Source organism: Neobacillus sp. PVCKKU3 (assembly GCF_058323225.1).
The window spans coordinates 152498-168570 of sequence record NZ_JBLVQN010000001.1 but is presented as its reverse complement, the minus strand read 5'-3'; the positions used below and the strand labels follow the sequence as shown (position 1 = coordinate 168570).

The window sequence follows — 16073 nt, the reverse complement described above, 5'->3', positions numbered from 1 at the left end:
CCTTACTCGCCTTTAAAGGCACGTTTTACTTTTGAAAAAAAGCTTTCTTCATGTTCCCCTAGAGGGGCATTGCCGCTTGCCTCATCAAATTCGCGCAGCAATTGTTTTTGTTTATCACTTAATTTTGTTGGGGTGATAACCCGAACAAGAATATGTTGATCGCCCGTACCATAACCACGGACATTTGGAACGCCTTTTCCTCTTAATCGGAATTTTGTTCCGGTTTGTGTACCAGAAGGTACCTTCAATTTTACTTTCCCATGCAAGGTTGGCACTTCAATCTCGGCTCCGAGTGTCGCCTGAACAAACGTGATTGGCATTTCACAATAAATGTCATCGCCATCACGTTCAAAAAATTCATGGTCACGAACGTGGAAAACAACATAAAGATCTCCTGCCGGCCCCCCGTTAATACCACCTTCGCCTTGTCCAGAGAGACGCATCTGCTGGCCATCGTCGATTCCCGCAGGAATTTTCACATGAATCTTCTTCCGCTTCTTTACTTTACCAGTGCCCCCGCATGTGGCACATTTATTTTTAATTTCTTTACCGGTTCCGTTACAGTAGTGGCAGGTACGTCTGTTCACAATTCTGCCGAATGGAGTATTCTGCTCCACACTTACTTGTCCTGAACCCTGACAATGTTTACAGGTCTCTGGCTTCGTTCCAGGCTTTGCTCCTGTACCACTACATGTTTCACATGTTTCTTCACGAGGAATTTCAATATCCGTTTCTTTACCGAATACCGCTTCCTCAAAAGAAATGGTCATAGTATATTGCAGGTCTGCACCCTGTCTTGGCGCATTCGGGTCTCTCCGACGAGAACCGCCTCCGCCAAAAAAGGTATTAAAGATATCTTCAAAGCCGCCAAAACCGCCGCCGAAATCAGAACCCCCGCCAAAGCCTCCGAAGCCTTGATTCGGGTCAGTATGTCCGAATTGGTCATAGTGTGCCCGTTTTTGGTCATCACTCAACACTTCATAGGCTTCTGCAATTTCCTTAAATTTATCCGCTGCATCCGGTTCTTTATTGATATCCGGGTGATATTGTTTAGACAGTTTGCGATAAGCCTTTTTTATTTCATCCTTAGAGGCACCTTTGCTTAAACCAAGCACCTCATAGTAATCCCGTTTACTCATTGATTACCATCACTCCCGAATCTTTTCACATAAAGATTATTCTAACACCCTAGGAAAGGTATAGCAATAAATAAAAACTCGCCGACTGGCGAGTCCATTAGGACTGCTCAGAGGCGTAGTTATATTTATGCGTTCAGAATTTATGGAATAAATTCTGATTAGCTAAAAAAGCCAAAGCCTTTAGTCTGACTTTGACTTTTTTATCAGTAATATAAGTAACCGTCTAATACAACGATTACTGTCTAGCTCCAGCGCCTAGGGGCTCTGGGTCATAAGCCAATCCGTCCTGAAGGTTAAAAAGCAACCTTCATGCCGGCTCGTCTTTTGCCTGTCGCCCCTGGTCAAGGCGCTTCCGCTTTTCTATTTATCGTCTTTAACTTCTTCAAACTCTGCATCAACTACATTGTCGTCTTTTTTGCCAGAGGCATCTTTATCAGCGCCGCCTGCCTGCGCTTGCTGTGCAGCAGCAGCCTGCTCATACAGCTTGACAGTTAAAGCTTGAACGATTTCTTGAAGAGCATCTTTTTTCGCACGCATTTCTGCTAAATCGTTTTTCTCGATAGCTTGCTTTAAAGCATCCTTCGCATCATTTGCTTTTGCTACTTCAGCAGCGTCAACCTTACCTTCCAGATCCTTTAAGGTTTTTTCTGTTGTAAAGACTAGCTGATCTGCTTCATTGCGAAGTTCCGCTTCTTCTTTGCGTTGTTTATCCGCTTCCGCGTTTTCTTCGGCTTCGCGGACCATTTTTTGAATTTCATCATCAGAAAGTCCTGTAGATGATTTAATGGTAATTTGCTGCTCTTTATTTGTACCAAGATCCTTAGCACGAACATTGACGATACCGTTTTTATCGATATCGAAAGTTACTTCGATTTGCGGGATTCCGCGTGGTGCCGGTGGAATATCGGAAAGTTGGAAACGGCCTAATGTTTTGTTATCAGCTGCCATAGGACGCTCCCCTTGAAGAACATGGATATCCACGGCTGTTTGGTTGTCAGCAGCAGTTGAGAACACCTGTGACTTGGAAGTTGGGATGGTTGTATTACGGTCGATTAATTTTGTAAATACACCGCCCATTGTTTCAATACCAAGGGATAATGGCGTTACATCTAGAAGTACAACGTCTTTTACGTCACCAGTGATAACGCCGCCCTGAATTGCTGCACCCATCGCTACAACTTCATCAGGGTTTACACCGCGATGCGGCTCTTTGCCAGTTGCCTTTTTAATGGCTTCTTGAACAGCAGGGATACGAGTAGAACCACCAACAAGAATAACTTTGTCAAGTTCTGATGGAGACATACTTGCATCGCTCAATGCCTGGCGGACAGGTCCCATTGTGCGTTCAACAAGATGTGCTGTTAATTCATCAAATTTAGCCCTTGATAAAGTTACTTCCAAATGAAGTGGACCAGCAGGGCCAGCAGTAATAAATGGTAAAGAAACCTGTGTTGAAGTTACGCCGGAAAGATCTTTTTTCGCTTTTTCAGCAGCATCCTTCAAACGTTGCAAGGCCATTTTATCTTGAGAAAGGTCAATGCCATTTTCCTTTTTGAATTGATCTACTAAATAATCAATAATCACTTGGTCAAAGTCATCACCGCCAAGACGGTTGTCACCAGCAGTTGATTTTACCTCAAAAACACCGTCTCCAAGTTCAAGAATGGAAACGTCAAATGTACCACCGCCAAGGTCATAAACAAGAATCGTTTGATCTTGGTCTGTTTTATCCAAACCGTATGCTAAAGCAGCAGCAGTCGGTTCGTTAATAATCCGTTCTACTTCAAGACCGGCAATTTTACCTGCATCCTTCGTAGCCTGGCGCTCAGCATCGTTAAAGTAAGCAGGAACTGTAATGACTGCCTTTGTTACTGGCTCACCAAGATAATCCTCTGCATAGGATTTTAAATACTGAAGAATGATAGCCGAAATTTCCTGCGGTGTATATTGCTTTCCTTCAATTTCTTCCTTATGGGCAGTACCCATATGACGTTTAATGGATATAATCGTATTTGGGTTTGTGATCGCCTGGCGCTTTGCCACTTCCCCTACTTGACGTTCCCCATTTTTAAAGGCTACAACAGACGGAGTTGTACGGTTGCCTTCAGGATTCGGAATTACCTTTGGTTCCCCGCCTTCAAGTACAGCAACACAGGAGTTTGTTGTACCAAGGTCAATACCAATAATTTTGCTCATTGCCTTTTCCTCCTTAATTAATATGTAAAGTCTACTGATTCACTTTTACCATTGATGGGCGAATAACCCGGTCTTTTAATAAGTAGCCCTTCTGGAATTCCTCTATCACTATGTTTGAGCCATACGCAGCATCATCTCCCTGCATAACTGCATGGTGTTGATGCGGGTCAAATTCCTTTCCCACTGCTTCAATTGGCTCAACACCTTCTTTTTTCAAAGCATCGATTAAGCTGCGGTAGACCATATCCATTCCCTGCAGCACTGACTTTGTTTGTTCGTTGTCTGCCTCAATTTCCAAAGCTCTTTCAAAGTTATCAAGTACCGGAAGTAAATCGGTCACTAGTTTTTGCGCTCTATATTTTTCGCCCGCCTCTTGATCCAAGCGGGTACGGCGTTTGAAATTATCAAAGTCTGCTTGCAGGCGAAGGTAGCGGTTCTCTGCCGCCTCCAGTTTATCCTTTAACATTTGAATTTCCTGCAATTGCGCTTCAGCTTCAGCATGAACAGGCTGTTCAGCAGTTTCTGCCTCCATTTCAATTGTTTGTTCAATTGATTGTCCGGCACGAGCGGCTTCATTATCAGTAAATTCAACGCTTTCGCTACCTCTTAAATCTTCCATTTCTTCATTCAAGGTATTGTTTTTTTCGTTTGACAACATACTCACCTCCCTCAAAGAATCAAATCTTATTTAATGGCTGATAACCATGGTAAGAGGGTGAAATGGTTGATTTCACCCTTACTCAATATTACCAGTGTTATTTGTATTGATACAGCTTTGTTAATACCGCCGATAAATCATGGCTTAATAACTGCAATAAGCTGATAACACGTGAATATTCCATCCTTGTCGGGCCAAGAATCGCAATCGTCCCCAATTTTTCTGTGCCGGCAGAATAAGTAGCCGTGATCAGACTGCAATCTTCCATGATACTATTTTGATTCTCACTGCCTATCTTCACGCTAATACCCTTTTGATTGCTTCTGATTAAATTTGTAATCCAATCTTCTCGATCTATCATGGTTAATAGATTACGTATTTTGGCAATATCATGAAATTCTGGCTGACTTAACATGTTCGTTTTCCCTGCGAAAAATAACTTCTCAGTTGCTGGCATTTTAAAGGTTTCCGCAATGGTATGAAGAAAAAGATCATAACGGCGGATATGCTGTTTTAAAAGCATTGCCACCTCTTTAAAAATCTTATCATGTAAATCTTCAAGCGGGACACCGGATAATTTTTCGTTTAGGATGTTGACAATTTTCTCTAATTCGCTCATATCAAGTACAGCCGGCAGAGAAAAGGTCCTATTTTCCACATGACCAGTATCTGTCACTAAGATTGCAACAGCTGTTTCTTTGTTTAAGGGGATGATTTGAATTCTTTTCAGCTTATTGATGCCGACATCCTGCCCTAGAACAATAGAAGTATAATTCGTCATTTCTGACAAAATTTTCGCAGACCTTTGGATAATTTTTTCAAATTCAAAAATCCTCTCCGCAAAGATGGATTGAATGATTGAAATATCTTGAGGATTTAAAGTCTGCGGTGAAAGCAAATGGTCAACGTAGTAACGATAACCTTTTTCCGAAGGGACACGTCCCGATGAGGTATGGGTTTTTTCGATAAACCCCATTTCCTCAAGATCGGCCATTTCATTTCGAATCGTTGCCGAACTAAAGGAAATTTCCTCTTTTTTCGACAAACTTCTAGAGCCGACTGGTTGTGCAGATCGAATAAAGTCATCAACAATAACCTGAAGAATCAACAATTGACGATCTGTTAACAACATTCATCACCTCTGTTAGCACTCCGCATTAACGAGTGCTAATTATACTAATAAATTATCAAAAAGGAATTATGGTGTCAATTACATACTCCTAAAAACGACTGAAAAACTTCATTTCCTAACAAACGGCCCTTTTTAGTTAAATATATTCTGCCATCCTGTACATTTAACAATTGTCTTGATGTTAAATCAGCTAATTCCTGCTTAAATAATTGCTCGGGATCACGGTCAAATTTCATTTTAAAACGTGAGATTGAAACACCTTCCGTTTTTCGCAGGCCTAAAAACATTTCTTCCTCCATTTGTTCCGCTAATGTTACTTGATGTTCCTCAATGAAGGGAAGTTTTCCACTGTTAATCTGGTCCATATATTTTTTCAAAGGCCCATAATTAGAACGGCGAAAGCCATCTACGTAGCTATGCGCTCCAGCCCCAAAACCAAAGTAGTTTTCGTTGTCCCAATAGGTTAAATTATGCTTACTTTCAAAGCCGGGCTTGGCAAAGTTGCTGATTTCATACTGTTTGAATCCGTGTTTTTCCATTGCCTCCATTACCATTTCGTACATTTGTGCCTCTATATCCTCACCCGGGACTGGAAGGCGGCCTTTTTTCATTAAATTATAAAAAACGGTCTTAGGCTCGATAATTAACGAGTAGGCTGAGTAATGCGTAATGTCCAATGAAAACGCCGTATGAAGAGAAGCTTGAAAGTCTTCAAGTGTTTGCTCGGGCAAACTGTAAATCAGGTCGATACTAATATTCTGAAATCCTGTCTTCTTCACATTGTCAATGGTTCGATAGACATCTTCGGCCCGATGAACACGACCGATTTTTTTCAACAATTCATCATTAAAGGTTTGGACACCAAGACTGATCCGGTTGACACCCGCATCCTTTAATATTTGTAATTTTTCCATCGATAAATCACCGGGATTTGCCTCGAAAGTAAATTCTACATCTGAACTTTTCAATAAATGTCGGTTAATGCTTTCACAGAATCGTTCAAGCTGCTTTTCATTTAAAGAGGTAGGCGTTCCTCCCCCAACAAAAATAGTATCAAGTTCTTTCACTGGATACTGCGCCAGAGTCATTTGCATTTCCCGATCCAGAGCTAGTAAGTATTCATCAACAGGCTGCCCCTTAAGAAACACTTTGTTAAAATCACAATAATGGCAAATATGTTCACAAAAAGGAATGTGCAGATAGGCAGCTTTAATCATTTACGTTTCAACTCCTTACTAATAACAAAAAGAGGCAGGCTTCACCTTTATCGGCTTGTCCTGACCTCGTGTTGAAGTTATTTTTTTGTATTATTGTCGTCCATCTTTAATACAGCCATGAACGCTTCTTGCGGTACTTCAACGGAACCAACCTGCTTCATACGCTTCTTACCTTCTTTTTGCTTCTCGAGCAATTTACGTTTACGGGAAATGTCACCGCCGTAACATTTGGCTAAAACGTTTTTCCGCATCGCCTTAATGGTGGAACGGGCGACAATTTTCTGTCCGACGGCAGCCTGAATAGGAACTTCGAATTGCTGCCTTGGAATTAGTTCCTTCAGCTTTTCGACAATTACTTTTCCCCGTTCATAGGCGAAGTCTTTATGGACAATAAAGCTAAGAGCGTCAACTTTTTCGGCGTTTAACATGATATCCATTTTAACCAGCTTGGACGGTTTATAACCAATCAGTTCATAATCAAATGAAGCATAGCCTCTCGTATTTGACTTCAATTGATCAAAGAAGTCATAAACAATCTCTGCAAGCGGAATTTCGTAAATAATGCTGACCCGGTTTTCATCCAAGTATTGCATATCGATAAAATTGCCGCGTTTTTGCTGACAAAGCTCCATAATTGCGCCAACATAATCATTTGGCGACATCATGGTTGCTTTCACATATGGCTCCTCTACCCGGTCGATTTTTTGCGGGTCAGGCATGTTGGATGGGTTGTCTACGTTGATCAGTTCTCCGTCTGTCATATGGACATGATAGATAACACTCGGAGCAGTCGCAATTAAATCGATTTTAAATTCCCGCTCAATCCGCTCTTGGATGATTTCCATATGAAGCAGTCCCAGGAACCCGCAGCGGAAACCAAACCCCAGCGCCTGTGAGGTTTCCGGTTCAAATTGCAGGGCGGAATCATTCAGCTGCAGCTTTTCCAACGCTTCACGGAGATCATTAAATTTAGCCGTGTCAATTGGGTACATTCCGCAATAAACCATTGGATTTAATTTACGATAGCCTGGCAGCGCTTCTTTAGCCCCGTTTTTGGCATTGGTAATCGTATCACCGACACGGGTATCACCGACATTTTTAATAGATGCCGCCAGATAGCCCACATCACCGACAGTTAATTCATTACGCTGCACTTCTCTTGGATTATGAACGCCGACTTCAGTCACTTCAAATTCCGCACCGGTGGCCATCATTTTAATTTTATCGCCGACCTTTACAGTCCCATCAACGATACGAATATAGGCGATTACACCGCGATAGGCATCATATAGCGAATCGAAAATCAGTGCTTTTAATGGTGCCCCAGGATCTCCCACAGGGGCAGGGACCTTCTCAACAATCTGCTCAAGGATATCTTCAATCCCGATTCCTGCTTTTGCCGAGGCTAAAACTGCCTCAGAAGCATCAAGCCCTATGACTTCTTCAATTTCATTGCGCACCCTTTCTGGGTCTGCACTCGGAAGGTCGATTTTATTAATTACAGGTAAGATTTCAAGATTGTTATCCAATGCTAGATAAACGTTTGCCAATGTTTGCGCTTCAATTCCCTGCGCTGCGTCAACAACTAGAATAGCCCCCTCACAAGCAGCCAGGCTGCGCGACACCTCATAGGTGAAATCGACATGTCCCGGGGTGTCAATTAAATGAAAAATATATTCTTCGCCATCTTTGGCTTTGTATTGTAACTGGACCGCGTTTAATTTTATCGTTATCCCGCGCTCTCTCTCCAAGTCCATCGAATCCAAAAGCTGGGCTTTCATTTCTCGGGAGGAGAGGGCATTGGTTTTTTCTAAAATTCGATCGGCCAATGTCGATTTACCATGATCGATATGGGCAATAATTGAAAAGTTTCTGATTTTTTCTTGTCGTTTCAGTCGTTCATCTCTATTCATGTGGTTCACTCCTACTAAATTGGCGCAGATACACTATTTTTCATTATAACAAGAGGATTATCAAGATTCAACGAAAACTAAAACAGCAGCACCACCACTGGTGCCGCCGTTTATTTCGCTACCAAATCAATCAGACTCTCAGAAGCTTTGGTTAAGCCATCTGACATTTTTCTACCCATTGAGGAGAAAAAATTATAGGCATTGATTTCTTCGAGTTTTTTCTTTTTAGCTTCAATATCATGATTGGAAATATTTTTGCCAAGAAATGTCGCCTTTAGATCAGTCCCTGTTTCATTTATAGAGACCGCGTTTTGAAAATTGGGATCCTGATACCCTTTCATTTTTTGGATTCCATTATTCGCCAGTTCCATTCCCGTTAAAACTGAAATAAACATTAGCGCTGCAATAATAAAACTTTTTACCATGAACATTTTCATATGAAATGCTCCTATCATCTATTGTTTATTAGTAGATTGCCCCGTATCCTTGTTCACCTTTTCTGCCTGCCAGAAATAATCGCTGAACACATCTGCGAGTGCATCCGCCGACCGGTTCAGTTCTTCAAATGTATTATCGACACCGCCAAATTCAATTAAAATGGCATGATCCGAAAGGTTTTGATTGTAGACACTGTTTGACCCAGATTCGTTTTTGACAATAACTCCCCTGCTTAAGCCTTTATATTTCTTATCCATAAGGGTGTGGAGTTCGCTCGCTAGCTGAGCATTTTTTTCATGGTTTGGATTTTTGCCACCGATGATAAAAGCTAGCTTAGCGTAGGATTTCCCATTAATTGAAATGGTCGTTTCATCTTTCCGATGTGAATCGCGATGGACATCAATAAAATATTGCAAATCTCGGTTCGAGGCCATGGCAGTTTGCACAAGTGAGCGAGATTCCGTGTAGGAATTCCAATATTTCAGGCCCTTTTTATTTAGATTTCCTTGGACATCCGTTTTATCTATAAAGGTCCCGATCCCTCTTTCCTCAAGGCTTGTTTTTAATTGGTCTCCAATTTTAGTCACATTAATCTGTGAATGATAGGCCAAATTCGGATTCGTCACACCTTTTAGATACGGTAAATAGGATTCCCGATTATGAGTAAAGTAAACGTAGACAACCTTCCGATCTCCAGTCGTTTGGCCAGGTGCAGGTGACGGATTATCATCCGAAGGTTTGTCCAAACCCTCTATATTCTGCAGGGATGCCTCTTGTTCCGCTTTCATAATTTCAATCGGCGGCGAGGATTCCAATGGCATATTTGTATAATTTGTCCCTTCTCCAGCAACCAGTATCTGCCCATCAAACTGAAAAAATCCTGGCAGTTCTCGGCCAAGCATACTTCTTGGGTCATCCAAATTAATGTTGCTTGACAGTTTAAAAACCAAATTCGTTAATGTCGGCATCGTAAAGTTAGGCTTCACTTTTAAGAAGTGGTGGTTTTCCCAGCCCATTAGTTGAAAAAGAAGTTCACCGTTCACTTTCGTTGCCGCCTGGTTGACGGAAGATGAAGATAGTCTATATTGGGGCTTTAAGGATGTTAAGAGCCCGCTGATAGAAAAAATAAACAATAAAAATATAAACAGTGCGGCCATAAACTTAAGGACACTTGTCCCTTGCACCATTATAAAGGTTCCTGAAGCTTTGGTTTTCATGGTTCCACCTCTCACAAAAAGGATTCTAGTAAATCCTATGACATTAATAGAGTTGGTAGAACCATTTTTTAGAGGCAAGTCCAAATCAGGACTGCCTCTAACATTTTTATCGTGTATAAAACCCTGCGTTACCTTGATCAACGGTGCTGTGGAGGGCGGCGTTTAGTCCATTGGCGAGGAGGTTTGCCATATCTTCAATAAATACATCAACCTCTTTTGGCGTAACCATTAAATTATGGCCAAGCGGTGAAAGGACTTCTTGAATCAGTTTGCGTTTCTCATCATCCGGAAGTGTCCCGACAATGCCAAGGAAGGTTTTACGATGCTTTTCTTCCGGCAAATCTTCTTCGGTCAGTTTGCGTCGTTCTCCAAAGGTCATCCCGGCCGGAGCAAGTGCTCTTGAAGGTCTGTTCCCTTCTTTCATTTCTTTGCCAAAATGCTTTAAGATGAAGTCAATCGTATCACTTGTAATCGAAACGGCATCAACCACTGTAGGAACTCCTACAGCAATAACAGGAACACCCAATGTTTCTTTACTTAATTCCTTTCGTTTGTTCCCCACCCCAGATCCGGGATGGATGCCAGTATCAGAGATTTGGATGGTAGAATTTACCCTTTCAATAGACCGTGATGCCAAGGCATCAATAGCAATCACAAAATCCGGCTTGGTCTTTTCTACAACTCCGAAAATAATGTCGCTGGTCTCAATGCCCGTTAGCCCCATAACTCCTGGTGACAATGCACTGACCGATCGGTAGCCTTCTTCCACATTTTCCGGCTGTAACTGGAAAAGATGGCGTGTCACAAGCAGGTTTTCACAAACCATCGGACCAACCGCATCCGGCGTTACATTCCAGTTCCCCAATCCAACCACAAGACAGGAATCGGTTTTCTTAACGCCTGACCCCTCTAGAAAATGGGCAAACTCGCTAGCAAAGATTTTCTGCACTTTTTGCTGCACTTCCGTATTTTGCTGACGGATCCCCTGGACCTCCAAGGTTAAATATCGTCCGGCTTTTTTTCCAAGCTGCGCCTCTCCTTGTTTCGTCACTTCTACTAGGGAGATTTTTATATCGTCAACATCTTTTTCTTTAATAATGACCCCTTCAATTTGAGACAAGTTTTCCTCTTGTTCAACAGATTGGGCCAGTACCATTTCCCTGGCTTCAATCGCTAAATCAGTGCGGACCGAATATTGACTTAAGTCGATAGATTCCTTCATGTTCAATCCTCCATTAGAAAAAAAAGATTTCCTGCAAATAGAAACTATTTCCTATTTTTGCCCCTTTTCAAAGAAAACATGCAATTTATTCTATCCGAGCTAATGAATTCTATATTGCAATCTAGTTGACCATTTGATAAAATATCTCTTGTTGCGAATAATTGTTTATGAATGTTTAGTCGAGTTCATATAGTCTCGATTCTTTACAGGAGGTGAAATTGATGCCTAACATTAAATCTGCTATTAAGCGTGTAAAAACTAGCGAATCTCGTAATGCTCAAAATACAATGGCGAAATCTGCAATGCGTACTTCAGTAAAGAAAGTAGAAGCTGCTGTTACTCTTAACGACGCTGCTACTGCGAAGGAAGCTTTAGTAAATGCTGCTAGCCAATTAGATAAAGCAGCTGCAAAAGGTCTTATCCACAAAAACGCTGCAGCTCGTAAAAAAGCTCGCCTAATGAAGAAAATCAACGCACTATAATAAAAAAGCGATTCCTTTTTCAGGAATCGTTTTTTTATTTCTTTAATTTGAACAGTAACATTTCAATCAGCAGAGACTTATTCATCCCGCCGGTTTTCATTTGATAGTCGGCTTCGGCAAGGAGGCTCATGAGATTTGCAAGCTCCTCGTCCGCAAATTGCGCTGCCTGTCCAAGAGCTAGCTTCACTCGAAATGGATGGGTCTTCAAGAAACCGGCAATCTGCTGCTGGCCATATCCGCGTCGTGACAGCTCCTTCACTTGATAAATCAAGCGAAATTGATTAGAAAGCAGCGCCAATATTTTGATTGGTTCCTCATTTTGCTTTAACAAATCAAAATAAATCCTTAATGCTTCTTCCAATTTCCGCTGCACCACTTTTTCGATTAGCGTGAAAATATTTTGCTCCAATGAACGAGCAACCAATTTTTCTACAAGCAACGCATCAATTCTTTTCTCATTTGCAGCATATAAAGCAAGCTTTTCTAGTTCACTCGAAAGCATGAATAAGTTGGTGCCCGAAAGCGCGAGCAGCTGCTCCACAGCATCAGCCTCGATTTCGATTCCTGCTGTCTTCGCCCGGTCCCTTACCCAATTTTTCAGTTCATGCTCATTTAATTTTTTGGCCTCGACAACCTCTGTAGTTCGCTTAAGTTCTTTTGTAATTTTCTTTCGTTCATCTAATTTCTCATAAGGTGCCGAAATGACCAAGACAGTATACGGTGCCGGCTCCCTTATATAGGCCTCGAGCTTTGCTATATTATGCTCGACTTTTTCTTTCGATTTTTCAGCTGTTAAAAAAATCGGATTATGTAAAAAAATGACCTTTCTTTCCCCTAAAAAAGGAAAGGTTTCCGCATCCTCTACCGCAATTTCAAGCGGAGTCTCCTCCAAATCATAGGCTGCAAAATTAAAGTCCTTTTCCTCTTCATTTAATATATGGTTTAGCAGCAAGTGCTTGGTCTCGTTGATTAAAAAGCTTTCTGTTCCATATAATAAATAAATTGGAGCAATATGATTTTGTTTAATTTTTCGCCACACATCTGTTACCATTTTGTCCAGCGCTCCCCTTTATTTCACTCTTTATTATCGTAATGAAGCTTGGACAATTTGACAAGTACAAAACACTAGGTTTGAAATAGTTATTTCCGAATAATTAAAAGGGAATTGACAGCATTCGCCATAGTGCCAATTCCCGATCTATAATGAACGCCTGCTTTTATCGGCCCTAGGTACCGATATATCAGGCGGAGTTCCTTTGGTAAGCTTATTGTAGCCCTTTGTTAGTCAAACTATTTTGACAACACTTGTCAGTACAGGAAAAGCATTTAGGGGAGGCTGGATTTTTTTAAGGAAATCGCTTATACTATATTGTGAAATAGGAGGGGTAGACTGTGAACCAATTTGAAAAAAATCCGCAAAGCAAGCGTAACGATGCAATTGATTCAGGGGTTGGATTTGGTGTGTCTTTTGGCTTTTTTGCTGTAATGTTTATCATTGCTACAGTCATTAAGCTGATCGGTTCTTAATTAATGCTACATAAGAGTTTCGAGGAGGCTGTATTACCCGCAGCCTCTTTTTTTATTAAGTGATGTATCTTATGGCAAAAACGTAGAAAAGGTTCCTGTATTTTTATAAAAACTGTAAGTAATTGCTCCCTGCAGGTCAGTTCTATAAATTACTGCATTTACTTCTTTTAAAAGCTTAATCACCTCCTGATGGGGGTGTCCAAATCGATTTTCTTCCCCGACAGAAATAATGGCCGCTTTAGGCTTAACCTGCCGAATAAAGGCTTCAGAGCTTGATGTTTTACTCCCATGATGTCCGGCTTTAAGGACATCCACCGTTAATTCTGGATATCTCTGGATAATTCTTTCCTCACCCGGTTTATCCAAATCTCCGCCAAAAAACCAATTCAACCCTCCGAAACGGGCAAAAATGGCAAGCGACCCGCTGTTTCGTTCTCCTTTAAAGTCCTCATCCGGACTAAGTATATAAAATTGATGATTCGCGTTTCCCCATCGATATCCCGAAGAAACGTGAACGAGATTTATTCCCTTTTTTTCCGCCTCCGCCTTGATTTCTTCCTCCATGGCAGATGGTTCGGCGACTGAGGGCAGAAGAATTTCTTCTACTTTAAGTTCTTTTATTATAGATTTGGCACCCCCGATATGATCCATATCCCCGTGTGTTAAGATTAATTTATTAATTTTTGTGATTCCTTTTCCCTTTAAAAATGGAACAACAACATCTCTTCCCACTTCGTACGGTTTCGCCCGCCTCTGCCAATTTTCATCCATAAAATTCATCGTTCCACCCGTGTCAATCAAATAATTCCCGCCACCACGGGGAAAATGGATGAAGATACTATCTCCTTGACCCACATCGATCATCGTTACCTCACCAAAGGGGTCGGCCCAGTTCCAGCCTGATTGAAATGTCAATAGAGCGGCAGATAAACCGACAAGATGCCATTTTCTATTTGGATAGCCCCTCTTTTCCCAAATGTAAAAAATACAAACAATCACCACAATATCAAATAGTAAAAAGAAAAGATTTGGTCTTCCGGGCACTAATGCAGCAAAGTTTAAATCAGCAAGTAAAGCAATTAAAGTGTTAAAAAGGGAAATTATAGACATGAAGAATTTTATGAGGATTCCCGGAGTCCACCCTAATACAAGTTGAATAAAAAATAAACCATACAATCCAGGAAGATAAACATATGAAAATAACGGGATATAGATTAAGTTAGCTACTATTCCTATGAAGGACAATCCAAAGAAGTGATACAGCAGAAAAGGGAGTGCGGTTAATTGAGAGGCTGCGGAAATGACCATCATTTGGATAATAGTAATCGAGTATTTCCCCAAAATATACTTTGCAGACAAGATGATGGCGGCACTTACTGTAAATGATAATTGAAAGCCGACGTCAAACACCACCAACGGATTAAAGGTCAGAAATATGATACAGGCAAGGCTTATGGCATCAAGGGGCAGCAATTTAAGCTGTTTCTTCCACTTTATTACTGCCAGAACAAGAAAAATCATAAGACCTGCACGAATTACTGACGAAGACGCGCCAGTTAAGATAACATATACAGGCAATACCATCAAAAGAAAATTCGTCATCGTCTGTCTAGTCAAACCCAATCTTATCCCCATATAAAAAACCATCCCGATCAGGAGGGAAACATGGAGTCCTGAGATCGCCAATAAATGAACGAGTCCTGTCTTTTGATAATCCTCCTGTAAATCCGGGCTAAGCATTCCCCTCTCGCCAAAAATTAAAGCGGAAGATAATGATGCAATTTCGGTTGGAAACTGTTTTTCGAGGTAATGTATTCCCATAAAGCGGAGATCTTGAATGAGAGTGAACGGGGAATTTCTCTTTACAGGAGTACAGTTACTCAGAGGATTTTCCTTACTTTCAACAATCCAGTAAATTTCTTTTGTTTTAAGGTAATTACGATAGTCAAAGCCATTCGGATTTTTAGCTATCTTTGGTTTCTTCAAATCACCAGACAGCTTGCATACATACCCATAAAAAGACTTATCTTTAAGGTCTTCTTTTTCTTGTTGTGAATTCATTTTGTAGCGGATAATGAGTTTTTCTTTATAAACATGCTCTTTTGCCTGGATTTGTAATAAATCACCGTCTATTTTGGGGTCTTGAATATATTCAAGGGAAAATGAAGCGACAGTCTCAGGAATTTTCGTATGATTGTAGCTGGCTGCCTGAAAGCCAAAGAGGAAAAATACAAGCCATACTGCGGTTATTACAGATAATAGGTAAGGTTGAAACTTTTTAAAATGGTGCAAAACAAACAGATAAAGGATGGACAACATAAAATAGGGCAGAAAATGGGTCAGTGCTGCCAATACTCCCAAAAGAGCTGCAACTGCAAAATAAATATATTTTCCGGTCATCGTGCCTTCTCCAGTCTTTGAATAATATTGACGCCGGATTCAAGTCCGGCGCCAAACAAAGGTTATGAATTAACCTTTCGAAAATCTATCACTGATTCGGTTAATTCTACCTTTTCCACTTTTACATTCGCTTGTTTAAACAGTTCAATTGCATAAGGATGATTCTTATAATCTTCAGCATAATAAACAGTTTTAATGCCAGCCTGGATAATCGCTTTACAGCATTGCAAACAAGGAAAATGGGTCACATAAATTTCCGCTGCTGCTGTCGGAACGCCAAATTTTGCACATTGCAAAAGGGCATTCATTTCAGCATGAATAGTACGAATACAATGATTATCTACGACATAACAACCTTTATCGATACAATGGTCTCCGCCGGCAATGGAACCGTTATAGCCCCCGGCGATAATCCGCTTATCCCTGACAATGGTCGCCCCAACTGTGAGCCGGGTGCAAGTGCTCCTCAGTGCAAGCAAATGACTTTGCGCCATAAAATATTGATCCCATGAAATACGATTCACCTTAGCCA

At 41.1% G+C, this 16073-nt stretch carries 13 protein-coding genes and 1 pseudogene; 2 read left to right on the top strand and 12 right to left on the bottom strand.

The window, feature by feature from the left end; all coding sequences use genetic code 11:
* Positions 1-2: 2 nt before the first annotated feature.
* The 9 genes from dnaJ to gpr form a co-directional block, all read right to left on the bottom strand.
* Positions 3-1139 (bottom strand): molecular chaperone DnaJ, encoded by a 1137-nt coding sequence (dnaJ, locus tag ACNQGS_RS00855; RefSeq protein WP_491485692.1) that lies wholly within the window; start codon positions 1137-1139, stop codon positions 3-5.
* Positions 1140-1499: 360 nt separating this feature from the next.
* On the bottom strand, positions 1500-3335 hold the full coding sequence (dnaK, locus tag ACNQGS_RS00850) for a molecular chaperone DnaK (RefSeq protein WP_491485691.1): 1836 nt from the start codon (positions 3333-3335) through the stop codon (positions 1500-1502).
* A 31-nt stretch (positions 3336-3366) separates the two neighbouring features.
* Positions 3367-3993 carry a nucleotide exchange factor GrpE gene (gene grpE / locus ACNQGS_RS00845; RefSeq protein ID WP_491485690.1) on the bottom strand — a complete coding sequence of 209 codons (627 nt, stop codon included), beginning with the start codon at positions 3991-3993 and terminating at the stop codon, positions 3367-3369.
* A 97-nt stretch (positions 3994-4090) separates the two neighbouring features.
* Positions 4091-5122: a heat-inducible transcriptional repressor HrcA gene (hrcA, locus tag ACNQGS_RS00840; RefSeq protein WP_213145290.1), complete on the bottom strand. Its 1032-nt coding sequence runs from the start codon at positions 5120-5122 to the stop codon at positions 4091-4093.
* A 77-nt stretch (positions 5123-5199) separates the two neighbouring features.
* Positions 5200-6342, bottom strand: coding sequence for a radical SAM family heme chaperone HemW (hemW, locus tag ACNQGS_RS00835; protein ID WP_491485689.1), 1143 nt, complete (start codon positions 6340-6342; stop codon positions 5200-5202).
* 77 nt (positions 6343-6419) lie between these two features.
* On the bottom strand, positions 6420-8255 hold the full coding sequence (gene lepA, locus ACNQGS_RS00830; RefSeq protein WP_464491104.1) for a translation elongation factor 4: 1836 nt from the start codon (positions 8253-8255) through the stop codon (positions 6420-6422).
* A 110-nt stretch (positions 8256-8365) separates the two neighbouring features.
* On the bottom strand, positions 8366-8692 hold the full coding sequence (locus ACNQGS_RS00825; RefSeq protein WP_491485688.1) for a DUF3679 domain-containing protein: 327 nt from the start codon (positions 8690-8692) through the stop codon (positions 8366-8368).
* 18 nt (positions 8693-8710) lie between these two features.
* Positions 8711-9910: a stage II sporulation protein P gene (gene spoIIP, locus ACNQGS_RS00820; protein WP_491485687.1), complete on the bottom strand. Its 1200-nt coding sequence runs from the start codon at positions 9908-9910 to the stop codon at positions 8711-8713.
* A 106-nt stretch (positions 9911-10016) separates the two neighbouring features.
* Positions 10017-11132: a GPR endopeptidase gene (gpr, locus tag ACNQGS_RS00815; RefSeq protein ID WP_423799138.1), complete on the bottom strand. Its 1116-nt coding sequence runs from the start codon at positions 11130-11132 to the stop codon at positions 10017-10019.
* A gap of 221 nt (positions 11133-11353) precedes the next feature.
* Here gpr and rpsT point away from each other — a divergent pair, with 221 nt between their 5' ends.
* Positions 11354-11614 (top strand): 30S ribosomal protein S20, encoded by a 261-nt coding sequence (gene rpsT, locus ACNQGS_RS00810; protein ID WP_213120116.1) that lies wholly within the window; start codon positions 11354-11356, stop codon positions 11612-11614.
* Positions 11615-11648: 34 nt separating this feature from the next.
* On the opposite strand, the gene holA is transcribed toward rpsT, so the two are convergent.
* Positions 11649-12665 (bottom strand): DNA polymerase III subunit delta, encoded by a 1017-nt coding sequence (gene holA / locus ACNQGS_RS00805; protein WP_491485686.1) that lies wholly within the window; start codon positions 12663-12665, stop codon positions 11649-11651.
* Between the two features lie 341 nt (positions 12666-13006).
* On the opposite strand from holA, the gene ACNQGS_RS00800 reads away from it, so the two are divergent.
* Entirely contained in the window at positions 13007-13141 is a 135-nt protein-coding gene (locus ACNQGS_RS00800) for a YqzM family protein (protein ID WP_213120113.1), read from the top strand.
* Between the two features lie 69 nt (positions 13142-13210).
* Here the strand turns inward: ACNQGS_RS00800 and ACNQGS_RS00795 are convergent, their stop codons facing one another.
* Together ACNQGS_RS00795 and ACNQGS_RS00790 are read right to left on the bottom strand one after the other, a co-directional pair.
* Positions 13211-15541, bottom strand: coding sequence for a DNA internalization-related competence protein ComEC/Rec2 (locus ACNQGS_RS00795; protein ID WP_491485685.1), 2331 nt, complete (start codon positions 15539-15541; stop codon positions 13211-13213).
* Between the two features lie 77 nt (positions 15542-15618).
* Positions 15619-16065: pseudogene (locus ACNQGS_RS00790) on the bottom strand (ComE operon protein 2); the annotation flags it as partial.
* Positions 16066-16073: the final 8 nt, after the last annotated feature.